At 67.4% G+C, this 17,684-nt stretch carries 22 protein-coding genes; 9 read left to right on the forward strand and 13 right to left on the reverse strand.

Features of this window, described 5'->3' with window-relative positions; all coding sequences use genetic code 11:
* Positions 1–3: 3 nt before the first annotated feature.
* From M9979_RS04005 to ribA, 4 genes are all read left to right on the forward strand, one after another.
* Positions 4–1,935, forward strand: coding sequence for a S9 family peptidase (locus tag M9979_RS04005; protein WP_254288045.1), 1,932 nt, complete (start codon positions 4–6; stop codon positions 1,933–1,935).
* A gap of 80 nt (positions 1,936–2,015) precedes the next feature.
* Entirely contained in the window at positions 2,016–2,633 is a 618-nt protein-coding gene (locus M9979_RS04010; RefSeq protein ID WP_254288046.1) for a LolA family protein, read from the forward strand.
* 327 nt (positions 2,634–2,960) lie between these two features.
* The gene (locus M9979_RS04015; RefSeq protein ID WP_254288047.1) at positions 2,961–3,743 is read left to right on the forward strand and encodes an exodeoxyribonuclease III; all 783 of its coding nucleotides are present in this window, start codon (positions 2,961–2,963) and stop codon (positions 3,741–3,743) included.
* Complete coding sequence (ribA, locus tag M9979_RS04020) at positions 3,740–4,801, forward strand: GTP cyclohydrolase II (RefSeq protein WP_254288048.1); 1,062 nt, start codon at positions 3,740–3,742, stop codon at positions 4,799–4,801. The genes M9979_RS04015 and ribA overlap by 4 nt, the downstream gene beginning before the upstream one ends.
* Positions 4,802–4,901: 100 nt before the next feature.
* Here ribA and M9979_RS04025 read toward each other — a convergent pair whose 3' ends face one another.
* The 11 genes from M9979_RS04025 to M9979_RS04075 all read right to left on the reverse strand — a co-directional run bounded on the left by M9979_RS04025 (position 4,902) and on the right by M9979_RS04075 (position 12,146).
* The gene (locus M9979_RS04025; RefSeq protein ID WP_254288049.1) at positions 4,902–5,399 is read right to left on the reverse strand and encodes an MmcB family DNA repair protein; all 498 of its coding nucleotides are present in this window, start codon (positions 5,397–5,399) and stop codon (positions 4,902–4,904) included.
* 63 nt (positions 5,400–5,462) lie between these two features.
* Entirely contained in the window at positions 5,463–6,095 is a 633-nt protein-coding gene (locus tag M9979_RS04030; RefSeq protein ID WP_254288050.1) for a cell wall hydrolase, read from the reverse strand.
* A 189-nt stretch (positions 6,096–6,284) separates the two neighbouring features.
* A complete protein-coding gene (locus M9979_RS04035; protein WP_254288051.1) occupies positions 6,285–6,611 on the reverse strand; it encodes a DUF1491 family protein in 327 nt (108 codons plus the stop codon).
* Between the two features lie 118 nt (positions 6,612–6,729).
* Positions 6,730–7,179 (reverse strand): PaaI family thioesterase, encoded by a 450-nt coding sequence (locus M9979_RS04040; RefSeq protein WP_254288052.1) that lies wholly within the window; start codon positions 7,177–7,179, stop codon positions 6,730–6,732.
* The gene (locus M9979_RS04045; protein WP_254288053.1) at positions 7,169–7,633 is read right to left on the reverse strand and encodes a PTS sugar transporter subunit IIA; all 465 of its coding nucleotides are present in this window, start codon (positions 7,631–7,633) and stop codon (positions 7,169–7,171) included. The genes M9979_RS04040 and M9979_RS04045 overlap by 11 nt, the downstream gene beginning before the upstream one ends.
* A 68-nt stretch (positions 7,634–7,701) precedes the next feature.
* Positions 7,702–8,310: a ribosome hibernation-promoting factor, HPF/YfiA family gene (gene hpf / locus M9979_RS04050; protein ID WP_254288054.1), complete on the reverse strand. Its 609-nt coding sequence runs from the start codon at positions 8,308–8,310 to the stop codon at positions 7,702–7,704.
* A 50-nt stretch (positions 8,311–8,360) separates the two neighbouring features.
* A complete protein-coding gene (dnaQ, locus tag M9979_RS04055; RefSeq protein ID WP_254288055.1) occupies positions 8,361–9,053 on the reverse strand; it encodes a DNA polymerase III subunit epsilon in 693 nt (230 codons plus the stop codon).
* A 7-nt stretch (positions 9,054–9,060) separates the two neighbouring features.
* Positions 9,061–9,654, reverse strand: a complete 594-nt coding sequence (coaE, locus tag M9979_RS04060; protein WP_254288056.1) for a dephospho-CoA kinase — start codon at positions 9,652–9,654, stop codon at positions 9,061–9,063.
* Positions 9,651–10,493, reverse strand: coding sequence for a shikimate dehydrogenase family protein (locus M9979_RS04065; RefSeq protein ID WP_254288057.1), 843 nt, complete (start codon positions 10,491–10,493; stop codon positions 9,651–9,653). The genes coaE and M9979_RS04065 overlap by 4 nt, the downstream gene beginning before the upstream one ends.
* Entirely contained in the window at positions 10,490–11,083 is a 594-nt protein-coding gene (locus M9979_RS04070) for a Maf family protein (RefSeq protein ID WP_254288058.1), read from the reverse strand. The genes M9979_RS04065 and M9979_RS04070 overlap by 4 nt, the downstream gene beginning before the upstream one ends.
* A gap of 247 nt (positions 11,084–11,330) precedes the next feature.
* Positions 11,331–12,146 carry a pyruvate, water dikinase regulatory protein gene (locus M9979_RS04075; RefSeq protein ID WP_254288059.1) on the reverse strand — a complete coding sequence of 272 codons (816 nt, stop codon included), beginning with the start codon at positions 12,144–12,146 and terminating at the stop codon, positions 11,331–11,333.
* 313 nt (positions 12,147–12,459) lie between these two features.
* Between M9979_RS04075 and hemE the strand changes: the two genes are divergently transcribed.
* The 5 genes from hemE (at position 12,460) to M9979_RS04100 (ending at position 16,592) form a co-directional block, all read left to right on the forward strand.
* Positions 12,460–13,479 (forward strand): uroporphyrinogen decarboxylase, encoded by a 1,020-nt coding sequence (gene hemE, locus M9979_RS04080; RefSeq protein WP_340689042.1) that lies wholly within the window; start codon positions 12,460–12,462, stop codon positions 13,477–13,479.
* Positions 13,479–13,925 (forward strand): CopD family protein, encoded by a 447-nt coding sequence (locus tag M9979_RS04085; RefSeq protein WP_254288060.1) that lies wholly within the window; start codon positions 13,479–13,481, stop codon positions 13,923–13,925. The genes hemE and M9979_RS04085 overlap by 1 nt, the downstream gene beginning before the upstream one ends.
* 34 nt (positions 13,926–13,959) lie before the next feature.
* Positions 13,960–14,217, forward strand: a complete 258-nt coding sequence (locus M9979_RS04090) for a type II toxin-antitoxin system ParD family antitoxin (RefSeq protein WP_254288061.1) — start codon at positions 13,960–13,962, stop codon at positions 14,215–14,217.
* A 208-nt stretch (positions 14,218–14,425) separates the two neighbouring features.
* Positions 14,426–15,682, forward strand: a complete 1,257-nt coding sequence (gene rho / locus M9979_RS04095; RefSeq protein ID WP_254288062.1) for a transcription termination factor Rho — start codon at positions 14,426–14,428, stop codon at positions 15,680–15,682.
* Positions 15,683–15,887: 205 nt separating this feature from the next.
* A complete protein-coding gene (locus tag M9979_RS04100) occupies positions 15,888–16,592 on the forward strand; it encodes a TerC family protein (protein ID WP_254288204.1) in 705 nt (234 codons plus the stop codon).
* A gap of 38 nt (positions 16,593–16,630) precedes the next feature.
* On the opposite strand, the gene M9979_RS04105 is transcribed toward M9979_RS04100, so the two are convergent.
* Both M9979_RS04105 and M9979_RS04110 read right to left on the reverse strand, forming a co-directional pair.
* Positions 16,631–16,798: a YegP family protein gene (locus M9979_RS04105; protein WP_254288063.1), complete on the reverse strand. Its 168-nt coding sequence runs from the start codon at positions 16,796–16,798 to the stop codon at positions 16,631–16,633.
* Positions 16,799–16,909: 111 nt separating this feature from the next.
* Entirely contained in the window at positions 16,910–17,632 is a 723-nt protein-coding gene (locus M9979_RS04110; protein WP_254288064.1) for a dienelactone hydrolase family protein, read from the reverse strand.
* Positions 17,633–17,684: the final 52 nt, after the last annotated feature.

Below are 17,684 nucleotides of genomic sequence, written 5' to 3' on the forward strand. Positions count from 1 at the left end.
ATCATGAAGCGCATCACCGCCGCCGCCGTCCTCACCCTCGCCGATACGGCGGTGGCGCAGGACCGGCCCGCCAGCGTCGCGGCGCCGGCGGCGATCGTCGCCGACGGCACGCCGGCGGTGCCGCAGGCGCTCGCCGACGAGACGCGGCCGTATATGGAATCGCGCGCCGCCAGCTTCGACGGCTGGAACCCGGCGACGCGCGGGGTGCTGATCGCGACGCGCTTCGGCAATACCGCGCAGCTGCACGAGGTGGCGACGCCGCTCGGCATGCGCCGCCAGCTGTCGTTCGAGGCGGATACGATCGCGGGCGCGAGCTATGCGCGCCGGCGCGGCGATGTGCTGGTCGTACAGAAGGACGTCGGCGGCAGCGAATTCTGGCAGCTCTATACGCTGAAGGACGGCCGCCTGACGCTGCTGACCGACGGCAAGAGCCGCAACAGCATGAACGCGTGGAGCCACGACGGGCGGTGGCTCGGCTATTCCTCGACGCGGCGCAACGGCACCGACAACGATCTGTACGTCATCGACCCGCGCGATCCGAAGAGCGACCGGCTGGTCGCGAAGGTGTCGGGCGGCGGCTGGGCAATCGCCGATTTCGCCCCCGATGCGAAAACCGCGGTCGTCGCCGAATATCTGTCGGTCAACAAATCCAACCTGTACCTGATGACGCTCGCCACCGGCCGCATGGTGCCGATCGGCGATCCCAAGAAGCCGATCGCCTATGGCGGCGCACGGTTCGCGCCCGACGGCAGTTTGTGGGTGACGTCGGACGAGGGATCGGATTTCCAGCGGCTCGGCAGGATCGACGTCGCGACGGGCCGCTTCACGGCGATCGCCCCCGAGCCGAAATGGGACGTCGATGCCTTCGATATCGCCGAGGACGGCCGCACGATCGCCTATGTCGTCAACGAGGCAGGGATCAGCCGGCTGAAGCTACTCGACGTCGCCAACCGCCGGGTGCGCATTGTGCCGCTGCCCGCGGGCGGGATCGGCGGGGTGGAGTTCGCCCCCTGGGGTGCGCTCGGCTTCACGCTCACCTCGGCGAAGGCACCGACCGACACCTATTCGCTCGATCCCGCGACGCTGAAGGTCACGCGCTGGACCGCGAGCGAGACCGGCGGACTCGACGCATCGCGCAACGTCGAACCCGAATTCGTCGAGGTGAAGAGCTTCGACGGCGAACCCGTCTCGGGCTTTCTCTACCGCCCCGATGCCAAACGCTGGCCGGGCCGGCGGCCGCTGTTGTTCAACATCCACGGCGGGCCGGAGGGGCAGGCGACTCCCGGTTTCCTCGGGCGTACCAACTACCTCATCAACGAACTGGGCATCGCGGTCTTCTATCCCAACGTGCGCGGCTCGACCGGGTTCGGCAAACGCTTCGTCGCGCTCGACAACGGCCCGTTCAAGCGCGAGGATTCGGTGAAGGACATCGGCGCTTTCCTCGATCGCTTCGCCGGCGACCCGCGCATCGACGCGAAGCGGATCGCGGAGACCGGCGGCAGCTACGGCGGCTACATGTGCTATGCGGTAGCGATCCGCTACGGCGACCGGTTCAAGGCGGCGAACTGCATCGTCGCCATCTCCAATTTCGTGACGTTCCTGGAGAACACGCAGAGCTATCGCCGCGACCTGCGCCGCGTCGAATATGGCGACGAGCGGGTGGCGGCCGAGCGTGCCAAGCTGGTCGAGATCAGCCCCCTCACCCGTGCCAAGGAACTGAAGATCCCGCTGATGGTGGTGACCGGCGGCAACGACCCGCGCGTGCCCGCGTCGGAGGCGAACCAGATGGTCGCCGCGGTTCGCGCCAACGGCGTGCCGGCCTGGCACCTGCTGGCGAAGGACGAAGGCCATGGCTATGCCAAGAAGGAGAATCAGGACTATCAGTTCTGGACCAGCCTGATGTTCTGGCGCGCCAACCTGCTCGGCGGCAAGTGACCGGTGCGCCGCCGGGCGTGAACCCCGGCGGCGTTCGGCGGTTAAGCGGCCATTCAATGCACCCGCCTCACAGGACCCCCATGATCCGATACGCCTTCGCGCTCGCCGCCGCCCCGTTCGTCCTCTCCGCGCCCGCCGTCCTGCCCGCGCAGGCGACCGGCGATCTCGCCGCCGTGCAGCGGCACCTCCAGTCGGTCGAGACGATGACCGCCGACTTCACGCAGACCGATCGCAACGGCAAGGTGCTGACCGGCACCTTCACGCTCAAGAAGCCGGGCAAGCTGCGCTTCCAGTATGAAAAGGGCGTGCCGATCCTGATCGTCGCGGAAGGGGGCGCGCTGACCTTCATCGATTATTCGGTGCGGCAGGTGCAGCGCTGGCCGATCAGGAATTCGCCGCTGGGCGTGCTGCTCGATCCGACCCGCGACATCACGCGCTATGCGAAGCTGGTGCAGACCGGCAACGACCGCGTCGTCTCGGTCGAGGCGAACGATCCCAAACATCCCGAATATGGCAAGATCACGCTGATCTTCGCGCGCCAGCCGAACGCGCCGGCAGGACTCGCCCTGCAGGGCTGGGTGGCGCTCGACAGCCAGAACAACCGCACGACGATTCGCCTGTCGAATCAGCGCTTCGGCGTGCCGGTGAGCGACGGAACGTTCAAATGGAACGACCCACGGCGGCCGAACGTGCGTTGATGAACGCGAAATAGGTCAGCCATTCATCCACGCGACAGGTTCAAACGCCTAGAAGGGCCCTCGCGGATGTGGGGCGTTCGGGATTTTTCCCCCTGTTGCCCGGACGACATCAACCACTTCCCGCCTGCGTGACGAACGCCAGGTCGGCCCTCGCTCCATGCCCCCGGAGCGGGGGCCTTTCTGCGCAGGCAAGCCTGAACGGCTTCGCCGTCAGCCTTGCCGAGCACGGCCGGCGGGCCTGAAGGCCCGTCCGACGTCATGGGCTTTGCCCATGACGTGCTCCCGCAAACCTTGCCCGCCCCCCACGCCCCGCCTAGATGCGACCGCGTGAAGATCGTCTCCTGGAACATCAATTCCGTCCGCTTCCGGATCGCCATCGTCGAGCAGTTCCTGCGCGAGGCCGAACCCGACGTGCTGTGCCTGCAGGAAACCAAGGTGATCGACGCCGACTTCCCGTTCGCGATGTTCCGGAGCCTCGGCTACGACCATATCGTCATCCACGGCCAGCGCATGCACCACGGCGTCGCGACCTTGAGCCGCGTGCCGATCGTCGCGGACGACCGTTTCGACTGGCAGGCGAATGCCGAGGCGCGGCACGTCGGCGTGCGGCTGCCCAACGGCGTGCGGCTGGAGAACGTCTATGTTCCCGCCGGCGGCGATGTCCCCGACCGCGAGGTGAATCCCAAGTTCGGGCAGAAGCTCGACTTCGTCGCGCGGATGATCGACTGGTCGCGCGGGCTCGACATGCCGACGATCCTGACCGGGGATTTCAACATCGCGCCGCTGCCCAGCGACGTGTGGAGCCACAAGGCGCTGCTGAAGACGGTCAGCCATACGCCGATCGAGGTCGAGGCGCTCGACCAGTTGCAGGCGTCGAACGACTGGGTCGACCTGGGCCGGCATTTCCACCCCGCCCCGGCGCGGCTGCACACCTGGTGGAGCTATCGCTCGCCCGACTGGACGGTGAACGATCGCGGCCGGCGGCTCGACCATATGTGGGCGACCGCCGACGTGGCGAAGACGGCGACCGCGCACACGGTGTTCGAAGCGTGCCGCAGCTGGCTGTCGCCGTCGGACCATGTGCCGATCATGACCGAGTTCGATTTTTGAACGCCGCGCGCAGCGTCGCGCGGGCGATCGACGCGCTGCGCCGCGGCTGGCCGATCGCGATCCACGCGCCGGGCGAGGCACCTTTGCCCCTGCTCGCGATCGAGACCGCCGATCCGCTGGGCGTCGCGGCGTTCGCGCCCGGCGGCGACTATCCGCTGCTGATCTCGAGCGGGCGCGCGGCGACGCTCAAGCTGACCAACCAGCTGCCCGCCGCCGATCCCGACACGCCGGTTGCGATCGAGCCGGCGCCGTGGCTCGACTTTTCGACCGCGGTGGCACTCGCCGATCCGCAGTTCGACCTGGCAACGCCGCTGAAGGGGCCGTTCCGCACGATGGCGATCGACCGACCGGTGGCGAGCCTCGCCGCGATCAGGCTGGCGCGGATCGCGGGACTGCTGCCCGCCTTCGTCATCGACGGGCGCGATCCCGAAGTGACGATCGACCCCGCGGCGATCGACCGGCATCAGGACGCCGCCGGGCTGCATCTCGCGACTCGCGCGCGGCTGCCGGTCGAGGGCGCCGAGGACGCCGAGATCGTCGCCTTCCGCTCGCCCGATTCGGCGGACGAGCATGTCGCGCTGCTGATCGGCCAGCCCAATGGATCGCCGCCATTGGTGCGGCTGCACAGCGAATGCCTCACCGGCGACGTGCTCGGCAGCCTGAAATGCGATTGCGGGCCGCAGCTGCGCGCCGCGATCCAGGCGATCCGGGCGAACGGCTGGGGTATCCTGCTGTACCTGCGGCAGGAGGGGCGCGGGATCGGGCTGGTCAACAAGCTGCGCGCCTATGCGTTGCAGGATCAGGGGTTCGATACGGTCGACGCCAATACGCGGCTGGGGTTCGCCGTCGATGCGCGCGATTTCGGGGTGGCGGCGCGGATGCTCGACCTGCTCGGGCAGCGGGACGTGCGGTTGCTGACCAACAATCCGGCGAAGGTGGCGGGGCTGGAGGCGGCAGGCGTTTCGGTGGTCGAGCGGGTGCCGCATGCGCTGCCGGCCAATCCGCACAATGCGCGGTATCTGGCGACGAAGCGGGACCGGACGGGGCATCAATTGTAGGCGTCTCGCCCCTGCCCTCACCCCTCGACGGCCGCGCCGTCTTTTCCCTCTCCCAGCGGGAGAGGGAAGGAGCGCCGAAGGCGCGGGAGGGCGAGGGCGATCAGGCCGACAGGGTCAGTGCCTCGGGATCGACGAGCCCGGTCAGCCGCCGCGCCGCGCGTCGTGCGAAGGCGAGCGTGCAACGTTTGCGGACATGCGCCGGCAACGGCACGGTATGCGCCTCACGCACGATCGCAGCATCGTAGCGATCGGCGACGATCACCCCCGTGCGTTCGGGCAGGAACGCCACGCCATCCAGCGGTGACAGGTCGAACCCCGCCGGCACCGCCCAGTAATAGCGATCGCACGACCCAAGATAATCGGGCCATTTGCCGTCGCCCATCAGGTCGGCGCGCGACACCTTGATTTCGACGATCACCAGCTGCCCACGTGCGTCGATCGCCATCAGGTCGGCGCGACGGCCGCCGTCCAGCGGGACTTCGGGAATGGTGGTGAGGTCGTGGCGGAGCAGCATCCGCGTGACGCCGCGCGCGACATCGGCGGCGCAGATCGCGGGATCGCCGCCGTCCACACACGAAGCGGGGGCCATGTCCAACATGACCCCCGCTTAGGAACATTCGGCGAACGGGGCAAGCGCCCCGCGATGCGATCGGCGCCGGAATCAGCGATAGAAGACGTGGTTGCCGATCATCGCGATCTTGGTGAGGTTGCCGCCGGGACGGCGGTTGGGCGTGTTGAAGAACAGCGCCTTGGGGGCCGGGCTGTCCCAGGCTGCGGCAAGCGCGACGCGGGCGACGGCGAGCGCGGTGCGCCACGCGGCGCGACCTTCGTCGATCGACGGGATCTCGCCGCCGCGCACGAAGCTGAACTGCCCGCGCTGCTTGACGACCGAGCAGACGTCGGCGGGGAAGCGGCCCGACTTCGAACGGTTGATGATGACGTTGGCGACCGCGAGCTGGCCGGCGAGCGGCTCACCCTTCGATTCGAAATAGATCGCACCGGCGAGGCAGCGCTGCGTAGCGTCGGCATCGGCGCTGTCCTGCGCGGCGACGGCTTCGGCGAGGCTGTTGTAATCCTGGTCCTCTTCTTCCTCGACCGCCGGGATGGGCTGAACCATCGGCTGGGCGGGAGTGGCCTGCGGCGTGACGCTCGCGGCGGGAAGGGGAACCGAAACGGGGAGTACCGGGTTGATGACCCGGATGGTCGAGGCGGGCGCCGGAATCGCGGTGCGATCGAGGTCCGAGGCCTTAACCGGCGAGCTGTGGCTGATGAGGCCCGCCAGAGAGAACGTCATCGCCGCAATTGCTACGGCGCGCTGCATGATCGTCATTGAGGTATTCGATATGCGGTTGGACCACGGACCCGATCGGCAGGCCGATCGTCCGGGCATCCCCCCGACTGCGTCACCGACCCGGATCGCACCCAGGCGCGGCACAACGCGCTTTCAACGTGCGCGAGCCTTTCGTCACGCGAGTGTCACGAGTCAATTCGTCAGGATCGTTTCAGCGGCGAACCGTTCGGCTTCCGGGACGTCCAGTTCGATCACCCACAGATCGGGGTCGCGGTCCCGGCGTCGGCGCCAATAGGTTTCGGCCCCATCGGCAGGGACCGATTCGGCGAGAATCGCCTTGCCGTCGAAGTCGAAGCTGCGCTCCAGCACCCGAACCGGCGATGAACGACTCTCGATCAGAATCAGGATCGCGCCGCCTTGCGGGTCGCCCTTGGCGCGGACCATGGCGATGCCGCCGGCGTCGTTGACCCGGCGCAGCAGCGCGCCGACGGTGAGGTGGGTGGGGAGGCGATCGCTCATTCGACAGCTGCCCGCCCGCCGCTCCGTTCATGCTGAGCTTGTCGAAGGGCCTGAGTCTCATCGTACTTCGACAGGCTCAGCACGAACGGCAGGAGGGAGGCCGGCCCACGTTCGCTCATTAGGTACGATAGCCCGGCAACCCCGACAGCGGAATCTGCGAGCGCATGAACGTCCCCGTACCCCGCGCCGCTTCCTCGCCGTCGGCATCGATCAACCGCGCGTCCGCAACGTAGACGCGGCGCTTGCCGCTGATCCAGCGACCCTCCGCCACCACCGGCCCGGCCTTGAGCGGCTTGGTCAGCAGCAGGTTGAACGCCGTCGTCAGCAGGAAGCGGTCGGTGACCAGGCTGTTCGCCGCGTAGAAAGCGGCGTCGTCGAGCATCTTGAAATAGCTGGTGCCATGCGCCGCGCCGGCGGCGTGGTAATGGCTCTCATCGATGCGGAAATGGATACGCGCGACGCCCGTCTCGACGATCTCCAGCCGCGATTCGAACAGGCGGTTGATCGGTGCGGCCGCATAGAGCGATTCGAGCGCGCGGTAATGCGCCGACGCGCCGTCAGGCGGCATCGCGCGCCGCATCCGCCGTGAACAAAGCGTAGAGCGCGTCGGGCGAGCCCGCGCCGCGCAGCTTGGCGAGGAACGTCCGGTCGCGCAGCCGGCGCGAGACGCGGGCAAGGGCCTTCAGATGCTCGGCACCCGCATCGACCGGCGAGACCAGCATGAAGACGAGATCGACGGGCAGGTCGTCGACCGCCTCGAACTCGATCGGCTGGGCGAGGCGCATGAAGACGCCGGTCACCGCGGGCAGATCGGGCAGACGCGCGTGCGGGATCGCGACGCCGCCGCCGAACCCGGTCGAACCGATCTTCTCGCGCGCCGCCAAACGCTCGGCGGTCAGCCGGCCGTCGAGGCCGATCGCATCGGCGGCGGTGGCGAGCTGCGCGAACAGCGCCTTCTTATGCGCCGCGGCGACATCCTTGTAGACCGCCTCTGGGCGCAGCAGATCGCTGAAGTCGTGCATGCGTCACTCGAATGAAAGCAAAAGGGCCCCGCCGGGCCCTGTATCGGTTCCGGCGGGGTGGCGATAGATCAGCTGGCGGCGGGTTGCTGCGCCGCCTGGCGCTGCGGTTCGACCCAGCCGATCGTGCCGTCGCCGCGGCGATAGACCATGTTGTGTGCGCCGGTGCCGGCATTCTTGAACAGGAGCGCGGCGGTGTTGCGCAGGTCGAGCATCATCACCGCATCCGACACGCTGGCTTCGGGGATATCGACGCGCGTCTCGGCGATGATGAGCGGCGCATCGCCGACATCCTCCTCGCTCGCGGCAGGCTCCTGGAACAGCGTATAGCCGGCGTTGTCGTAGCCCATGTCCTCCTGGATCGCCGCCGCCTCGCCGGCATGACGGTCCTTAAGCCGGCGCATGTAGCGGCGCAGCTGCGTCTCGATCTTGGCGGCCGCGCCGTCGAAGGCGGGATGCGCCTCCTGCGCCTGGTGGCTGCCCTTGAGCACCAGCCCTTTCATGACGTGGACGACGATATCGCAGCGGAAGCCGACATCGTGCGGCCCCTTGCCGAACGTCACCTCGGCCGAGATGGCACGTTCGAAATGCTTGTTGGCGATACCCTGCAGTCGGTCGCTCACATGATCCTTGAGCGCGTCGCCTGTCGCGACCTGATGACCAGAGACCCGGATATCCATTGTCTTCTCCATTGTTGTGGGCCGGCCTGTTGGCCTTTGCCCGGTTGGCGCTAGTCGAACGCCCCGACCCCCCAAAGCGGATCCTGTAGCTTGGAAACAAATGCTGCGTGCGCCGCAAGTTCCGTGTCGGAGGCGCGGAAGCTGCGCGGCGGGCGGACGGTGACCGGGCGGCGGACGGCGACCTGCACCGTCTCGACCGCGGCGACCTCGCTGACCAGCCCGAGGCCGATCTGGCGACCGCCGAGCAGCTCGACATAGACCTGCGCGAGCAGCTGCGCGTCGAGCAACGCGCCGTGCAGCACACGGTGCGAGCGATCGACGCCGAAGCGCGAACACAGCGCGTCGAGCGTGTGCTTGGCACCGGGATGGCGGCTGCGCGCGATCTGCAGCGTATCGACCATCCGGTTGACGTGGACCGTCTGGCGCCCGCACTTCGTCAGCTCGCCGTTGAGAAAGGAAAAGTCGAAGCCGGCATTGTGCGCGACGAGCGGTGCGTCGCCGAGAAACTCGATCAGCGCATCGACGCCCTCGGCGAACCGGGGCTTGTCGCTGAGGAAGGCTTCGGAGATGCCGTGCACCGCCTGCGCCTCGGCCGGCATGTTGCGTTCGGGATGATAATAAGCGTGGAAGGTGCGGCCGGTCTCGACGCGGTTGACCATCTCGACGCAGCCGATCTCCACCAGCCGGTCGCCACCGGCGAAGCTGAGGCCGGTGGTTTCGGTGTCGAAGACGATCTCGCGCATTCGACCTTTATCCGCCTGCGCGCGCCGCCATGCAAGCGATGACGCGGCGAACCGCGTCGCGCGTCCGGTCGAGAGCGACGTCGGTGGCGATGACATGGGTCGCGCGAGCGCGCTTGTCGGCGTCGGGCAGCTGGCGGGCGAGGATCGCTTCGAACTTGGCGGCGGTCATGCCGGGGCGGGCGAGGGTGCGGGCGCGCTGCACGTCGGGGGCGGCGGAGACGACGAGCGTCGCATCGACGTTGCGGTCGCCGCCGGTCTCGAACAGCAGCGGCACGTCGAAGACGACGAGCGGCGCGTCGGCATGCGCGGCGAGGAAGGTGGCGCGCTCCTCGGCGACGGCGGGGTGGACGATGGCTTCGAGACGCTTCATCGCGGTGTCGTCGTTCAGGACGGCCGCGGCGAGGGCGGGGCGGTTCACGCCGTCGGCATCGGTGGTGCCGGGAAAGGCCGCCTCGATCGCCGGGACGACCCGGCCGCCGGACCCTTGCAGGCGGTGGACTGCGGCATCGGCGTCGAAGACGGGCACGCCCTCGGCGGCGAACATCGCCGCGACGGTGGACTTGCCCATGCCGATCGAGCCGGTGAGGCCCAGCACCTTCATGCCAGTAGCGCCTCGCGCAGTTCCTCGTCGCGGTCGCGTGGCGGCGCGGCGCCGAAGAACAGTTCGAAGGCGAGCGCGGCCTGGCCGATCAGCATCTCGAGCCCATCGACCGTCTCCAGCCCGCGCGCCCGCGCGGCGGCGAGCAGCGGCGTCTCGAGCGGCGAATAGACGATGTCGTAGACGACGCCGTCCTCGCCGAGGTCAGCGATATCGATCTCGAGCGGCGGCTGGCCCGCCATGCCGAGCGTGCTGGCATTGATCAGCAGCGCGGTGTCGGCGGGCAGGGGGGCGGTGAGCGGCAGCGCCTGGCCCTTGAGTCCGAACGTCGAGAGCAGCACCCCCGCCTTCAACACGTTGCGGTTGAGCAGCGTCACCGGCCCGACGTCCATCCGCGACAATGCGAAAAGGATCGCGCGCGCCGCGCCGCCGGCACCGACGACGGTGACCGCGCGACCGGTGAAGTCGAACCCGGCGAGCGGCGCGTAGAAGCCGCCGGCGTCGGTGTTGGTGCCGACCGCGACGCCGTCGTCGGCGCGGAAGACGGTGTTGATCGCGCCGATGCCGCCGCGCACGTCGCCGCGATCGTCGACATGGTCGAGCGCGGCGAGCTTGTGCGGCATGGTGATGTTGCAGCCGCGCCAATCGGGATCGTCGCGCCGCTCGGCGAAGAAGCGCGGCAGGTCGTCGGCCGTCACCAGCGTCTTGCGGTATTCGGCGTCGAGACCGAGCTGGTCGAGCCAGAAGCGGTGGATGATCGGCGATTTCGACTGGACGATCGGATCGCCGATCACTTCTGCGTAGGGCCGGCCTCCGCCGGCGGGTGCGTGGAGACGGGTCATGCGGGGATCACTTCGCGGATTCGGAGATAGTCGAGGACGTTGAGCAGCGGCAGCCCGAGCACGGTGAACTGGCTGCCTTCGATCCGGGTGAACAGCTGCGCGCCGGGCCCTTCGATCCGGTAGCAGCCGACGCAGCCGGCGATCGCCGGCCATTCCTGGTCGAGATACGACTGGATGAAGGCGGGCGAGAGCGGGCGGACGTGCATGCGCGCCGCCTCGACATGGCGCCAGACCGGGCGGCCGTTTTCGGCGATGACCGCGGCGCTCCACAGATCGTGGCGCGCGCCGGACATGCGGGCGAGATGGTCGGCGGCCTGTTCGCGGCTCTCGGGCTTGTCGAGCAGGCTGCCGTCGGCGAGCGCGACGACGCTGTCGCTGCCGAGCACCAGCCGGCCGGGGTGGCGGAGGCTGACCTTGATCGCCTTCAGCTCGGCGAGCGCATCGGCGAGGTCGCGGGGTTTGCTGCCGGCGAGCGACGCCTTGGCGGCGTCCTCGTCGACGCCGGCGGCAGTCGCGTCGAAGGGCACGCCAGCGGCGGTCAGCATCGCGCGGCGGGAGGCGCTTTGCGAGGCGAGGAGAAGGGGGGTCATGCTGCCGTCCCTCCTTCGTCATCCCGGCGAACGTCGGGACCCATGGACGCGCAACGCTGATGGTGAAGCGCCAACGCCGATCGATCGAAATCATGGGTCCCGGCGTTCGCCGGGATGACCGAGGAAAAACGCGTACCCTTCCCGCGAAGGTGGGAATCCATAATGGCTGACGTTAGGGATAGAGCCGCGCATTCGGCGACTATGGATCCCCGCCTGCGCGGGGATGACGGATGGAGGAGAAGAAGGCTCACCCCGCCGCCTTCCGCTCGTTGGCCAGCGCGATGATCGCGGCGGCGGTTTCCTCGATCGAGCGGCGGGTGACGTCGATCACCGGCCAGCCGTTGTCGGCGAACATCCTGCGCGCGAAGGCGATCTCGCGCGTCACCGCTTCCTCCTCGACATACGCCGTGTCGGGCATCTGGTTGAGCGACAGCAGCCGGTTGCGGCGGATCTGGATCAGCCGGTCGGCACTGGTGGTCAGGCCGACGACGAGCGGGTTGCGGAGCTGGAACAGGATCGGCGGCGGCGGGCTTTCGACCACCACCGGAATGTTCGCGGTCTTCCAGCCGCGGTTGGCGAGATAGATCGAGGTCGGCGTCTTCGACGAGCGCGACACGCCGGCGAGCACGATCTCCGCCTCCTCCCAATCCTCCGACGCGATGCCGTCGTCGTGCGCGATCGTCCACTGGATCGCATCGACGCGTGCGAAATAGGCGGCGTCGAGCGCATGCTGCCGGCCGGGTCGGGCCTTGGCCTGCTGGCCGAGCAGCCCCGACAGCGCATCGTTGACCGGATCGAGCGGCGCGACCGCGGGCAGGCCGAGCGCGAGGCAGCGCTGTTCGAGGATGCGGCGCGTCGCGACATTGACCAACGTGAAGATCACCAGCCCCGGATTCTGCGCGATCTCGTGCAGGATGCGTTCGAGATGCGCCTCGGTACGCACCATCGGCCAGAAATGGCGGACGGTTTCGACGTCGTCATACTGGGCAAGCGCCGCCTTGGCGATATTCTCGAGCGTTTCGCCGGTCGAGTCCGACAGGAGATGGAGGTGGAGGCGCATCATCGCGCGCTCCGGGGCAGACCTGTGGACAACATGGGCATAACGGATAGGGCAAGTCGGCACCCTCGCCAAGCGACCGGCGCGACGTGGACAACCCGCGGTTCATCCACAATTGCGCGCACAGGGCATGGTTTTATCCACAGCCTGTGGATCATGGTGACGGGGTGCGGCGAATCCCCGCGGAATCGGCGATCCTTGCCGGTCAACCTGTGGGTGATTACGGGACGAAACGCTTTATCCCGCGTTCCACGTGCCAACCACTGCATCATCCTTTTCTAGAATCTTCTTATATAGGAAGAAGGCCCTGTCCGATCCTGTGAACAAGCCGCTACTCGCCACGTTGCAGGGCGCCAAGCCGTCGGTGCCGCCGATGTGGCTCATGCGCCAGGCGGGGCGCTACCTTCCCGAGTATCGCGCGCTGCGGGCGGAGAAGGGGGGCTTTCTGGCGCTGGCCACCGATCCGGTCGCGGCGGCGGAGGTGACGCTGCAACCGATCCGGCGCTTCGGCTTCGACGGCGCGATCCTGTTTTCCGACATCCTGATGGTGCCGTGGGCACTGGGGCAGGACCTCACCTTCGGGCCGGGCGAGGGGCCGCGGCTGACGCCCCCGCTGGTCGATCATGCGCTGGACGCGCTGCAAGGCGTGCCTGAGCGCCTCGAACCGGTCTATGCGACCTGTGAGGCGGTGGCGGCGGCCTTGCCCCCTGAGACGACGTTCCTGGGCTTTGCCGGGTCGCCCTGGACGGTGGCGACGTACATGGTCGCTGGGCAAGGATCGAAGGATCAGGGCGAGACGCGCGGTTTCGCTTATGCCGATCCGGCGGCGTTCGGGGGGATCATCGATGCGATCGTGGCGATGACGATCGAGTATCTCGCGCGACAGATCGAGGCGGGGGTCGAGGCGGTGCAGCTGTTCGACAGCTGGGCGGGGTCGCTGTCGCCGGCGCAGTTCGAACGCTGGGTGATCGCGCCCAATGCGGCGATCGTCGCGGGCCTGCGCGCACGGTGCCCGGAGGCCGTCATCATCGGCTTTCCGAAGGGGGCAGGGGGCAAGCTGCCTGCCTATGCGCGCGAGACCGGGGTCGATGCGATCGGGCTCGACGAGACGGTCGATCCGGTATGGGCGGATGCGGTGCTGCCGAAGGGGCTGCCGGTGCAGGGCAATCTCGATCCGCTGGCGCTGCTCGCCGGCGGCGCGGCCCTGGACGACGGGATCGACCGCGTGCTGGCGGCGTTCCGCGACCGGCCGCATGTGTTCAATCTGGGGCATGGCATCGGCCAGTTCACGCCGATCGCACATGTCGAGCAGCTGGTCGCACGGGTGAGGGGATCGTGATGGCGATGTTGGCGGGCGCGTATCTGTGGATCGTCGCGGCGCATGTGATCTTCGTCATCTTCTGGATGGCGGGTCTGTTCATGCTGCCGCGCTACCTCGTCTATCATCAGGAGGCGCTGGCGGCGGGCCGTGCCGACGAGGCGGCGCTGTGGGTCGAGCGGGAGACCAAGCTGCGGTCGATCATCCTGACGCCGGCGATGATCGCGGTGTGGGTGCTTGGGCTGCTGCTCGCGACGGTGGGCCAGCATTGGGGCGCGGGGTGGCTGCATGCCAAGCTGGTCTTCGTGCTGCTGCTCTCGGGCTATCACGGCTGGGCGGTCGGCTATGCGAAGCGGCTGGCGAAGGGCGTGATGCGTCTCGACGGCCGGACGCTACGCATGCTCAACGAGGTTCCCGCGCTGGTCGCGACGGCGATCGTCGTGCTGGTGTTCGTCAAGCCGTTTTGATAATAGTTGATAACGGCCATCGAGGGAGACCGATATGATCAGCGCGGATCTGGGGCAGCCACTGGAAACGTTCGTCGCCGATCTGGTGAAGACCGGGCGCTACAATTCTAAGAGCGAAGTGCTGCGCGAAGGCGTGCGGCTGATTCAGGATCGCGAGGCCCGGCTGGCCGTGTTGCACGCGGCGATCGATCGCGGGTTGGCAGATGCGGATGCAGGCCGGACGCATCCGGCTGAGGAGGTGTTCGCCGAATTGGAAGCCCGGTATCGGGCCATGCTCCCTGCCGCCGAATGATCGTCCGCTTCACGTCCGAGGCAAGAAGCGACCTTCTTGCCATCGGCGACTATTAAGTCCGCTTGACGAACCCCGTCCCCCCTCTTACCTCCTGACCGCGCGTAGAGCTGCCGTCCGGTGGTTCCGCGTTCCTCTCCCGGCTTTCACGTCGTTGCGGTTCCTTCGCCGACCCAAGCTATCTCCCCCGACTACGCATTCGGATTATTCCATGCATCTCAAAGACTTGAAGAAAAAGACCCCCGCCGAGCTGGTCAGCATGGCCGAAGAGCTGGGGGTCGAGGGCGCCTCGACGCTGCGCAAGCAGGATCTGCTGTTCGCGATCCTGAAGGTGCAGGCCGAGAACGGCGACCAGATCATGGGCCTCGGCACGATCGAGGTCCTGCAGGACGGCTTTGGCTTCCTGCGTTCACCGGAGGCCAATTATCTCGCCGGGCCGGACGACATCTACATCTCGCCCAACCAAGTGCGCAAACACGGCCTCAGGACTGGCGACACCGTCGAGGGCGAGATCCGCGCGCCCAAGGATGGCGAGCGCTATTTCGCGCTGACCAAGCTCACCTCGGTCAACTTCGACGATCCCGAAGCGGTGCGCCATCGCGTCAATTTCGACAACCTCACGCCGCTGTATCCGGAATCGAAGCTGACGCTCGATCCCGCCGACCCGACGCAGAAGGACAAATCGGCGCGCGTCATCGACATCGTCTCACCCCAGGGCAAGGGCCAGCGCACGCTGATCGTCGCGCCGCCGCGCGTCGGCAAGACGGTGATGCTGCAGAACATCGCCAAGGCGATCACCGACAACCATCCCGAGGTGTTCCTGCTCGTCCTCCTCATCGACGAGCGGCCCGAGGAAGTCACCGACATGCAGCGTTCGGTGAAGGGCGAGGTGGTGTCGTCCACCTTCGACGAACCCGCGCAGCGCCACGTCCAGGTCGCCGAGATGGTGATCGAAAAGGCCAAGCGCCTCGTCGAGCACAAGAAGGACGTCGTGATCCTGCTCGACAGCATCACCCGCCTTGGTCGCGCCTACAACACCGTCGTGCCCTCATCGGGCAAGGTGCTGACCGGCGGCGTCGATGCCAATGCGCTGCAGCGCCCCAAGCGCTTCTTCGGTGCGGCGCGTAATATCGAGGAGGGCGGTTCGCTGTCGATCATCGCCACCGCGCTGATCGACACCGGCAGCCGCATGGACGAGGTGATCTTCGAGGAGTTCAAGGGCACCGGCAACTCCGAGATCGTCCTCGATCGCAAGGTCGCCGACAAGCGCGTCTTCCCGGCGCTGGACGTCGGCAAGTCGGGCACCCGCAAGGAGGAGCTGCTGGTCGACAAGGACAAGCTCAGCAAGCAATGGGTCCTGCGCCGCATCCTCATGCAGATGGGGACGATCGACGCGATGGAATTCCTGCTCGACAAGATGAAGAATTCGAAGACCAACGAGGACTTCTTCGACTCGATGAATCAGTAAGGTTTTTTTGCCTTCTACCTACCGTTCGCCCTGAGCTTGTCGAAGGGCAGGTGAGTCTCATCGTACTTCGACAGGCTCAGCACGAACGGGGGGAATTGGTAAACGATCGTCGATCCACAACGCGCGGAAGCCACATGGCTTTCGCGCGTTGCTGCGTTATGGGCTCATCCATCAACCGGGAGTGTGAAACGTGTCCATCATCGCCATGCTGAGCGCTGCCGCCGCCAGCGGGCCGGGGTCTCCGGCCGAAATCTGGCAGCATATCGTCAACGATTTCTCCAACATCGGCACGCCGGCCGCGCTGGCGGCGTTCGTGCAGGTGCTGATGATCGACGTCGTCCTGGCGGGCGACAATGCGATCGTCGTCGGCGCGCTCGCCGCAGGCCTGCCGGTCGACCAGCGCAAGAAGGTCATCCTGATCGGCATCCTCGCCGCGCTGGTGCTGCGCATCGTTTTCGCGCTGACGGTGAGCTGGCTGCTCGGCGTGATCGGGCTGATCTTCGCGGGCGGCATCCTGCTATTGTGGGTGGCGTGGAAGATGTGGCGCGAGCTGCGCGAGAGCCACAATGCCGGATCGCCCGAGGTATCGGGCGACGAGACGTCGGGGTTGAAGCCCGCCAAGAGCTTCGCCGCGGCGGCCTGGGCGGTCGCGGTCGCCGACGTGTCGATGAGCCTCGACAACGTCCTCGCCGTCGCGGGCGCGGCGCGCGACCATCCCGGCATCCTCATCATCGGCCTGTTGCTGTCGGTGGCGCTGATGGGGATCGCGGCGAACCTGATCGCCAAGTACATCGAGCGCTATCGCTGGATCGCCTACATCGGCCTGCTGGTGATCGTCTATGTCGCCGGCAAGATGATCTACGAAGGGGTCGTCGATCCCAACGTCGGGGTGCTCAAGCTGTTCGGATAAGGAAAGGGGGGCCGCGAGTCCCCCTTTTTCGTGCCGGATCAGACCTCCTTCACCGGGGTGGCGACGGTCGTGCTCTTGAGCAGCGCGATGACGTGTTCGCAGCTGGCCTTGGTGGTGTAAGATTCGCCCGACGCCAGCGTCTCGTGATTGCCGCCCTTCAGGCGCCAGCGCCATTGGCCGGCCTGCGGGTAGATTTCGTAGTACATGGCTTTCTCTCCTCGTGCGGACATTGCCGCGACGAGGGAGAGTAGCAGGCCGCCCGTCCGGATGGCGGGGAAGCGCATCCGGCGTGGCGACGATCGGCTCCCTTTCGGAGCCTAACCCAGATGCTCGGCGAAGAAGGCGGCGGTGCGTTCGTCGGCCTGCGTCGCGGCGGCATCCGAGCGGCGCGCGCCGAATTCGGTGGCGAAGCCGTGATCCTCGCCGGGATAGTCGTACAGCGTGACCTTGGGATGATCGTCGAGTCCGGCGTGCATCGCGGTCTGCGCGGTCTTGTCGACGAAATGGTCGTCCTGCGGGATATGGAGCAGGACGGGGTGGGCGATGGCATGGCTTTCGCCGAGCAAACCATCGATGCCGACGCCGTAATAGCCAACCGACGCATCGACGTCGGTGCGCGCGGCGGTCATGAAGGCGAGGCGGCCGCCGAGGCAATAGCCGACGACGCCGACCCGGGCGGCAAGGCCAGTGCCGGCCTGCGCATCGTTGAGCAGCGCGCGGGCGGTGCGGATCGTCGCCTCAATATCGCAGATGCCGGCGTCCTGGTCGAACTTGCCCATCAGGCCGAGCGCCTGCTGCATCTGGTCGGGGACGTCGGGGTCGAGCTGGATCCCCGGCGCGATCGGCCAGAACAGGTCGGGGGCGAGCGCCAGATAGCCGTCGGCGGCGAGTCGGTCGCACTTGCTGCGGATACCGGCGTTCACCCCGAAGATCTCCTGGATGACGACGATCGCGGCACGCGGCGTGCCGGCGGGTTCGGCGACGTAGACGTCGAAACGGCCGCGGCCGTCAAGTGTCTCGATTGGGATCGTCTTGCTCATGGGGTCCTCTCTCGCGCGTCGGGCTGCGCTCGGCTATGCAGGCGGGCTACGG

Origin of the sequence: Sphingomonas liriopis (assembly GCF_024211255.1) — a bacterium.
Classification (GTDB): domain Bacteria; phylum Pseudomonadota; class Alphaproteobacteria; order Sphingomonadales; family Sphingomonadaceae; genus Sphingomonas; species Sphingomonas liriopis.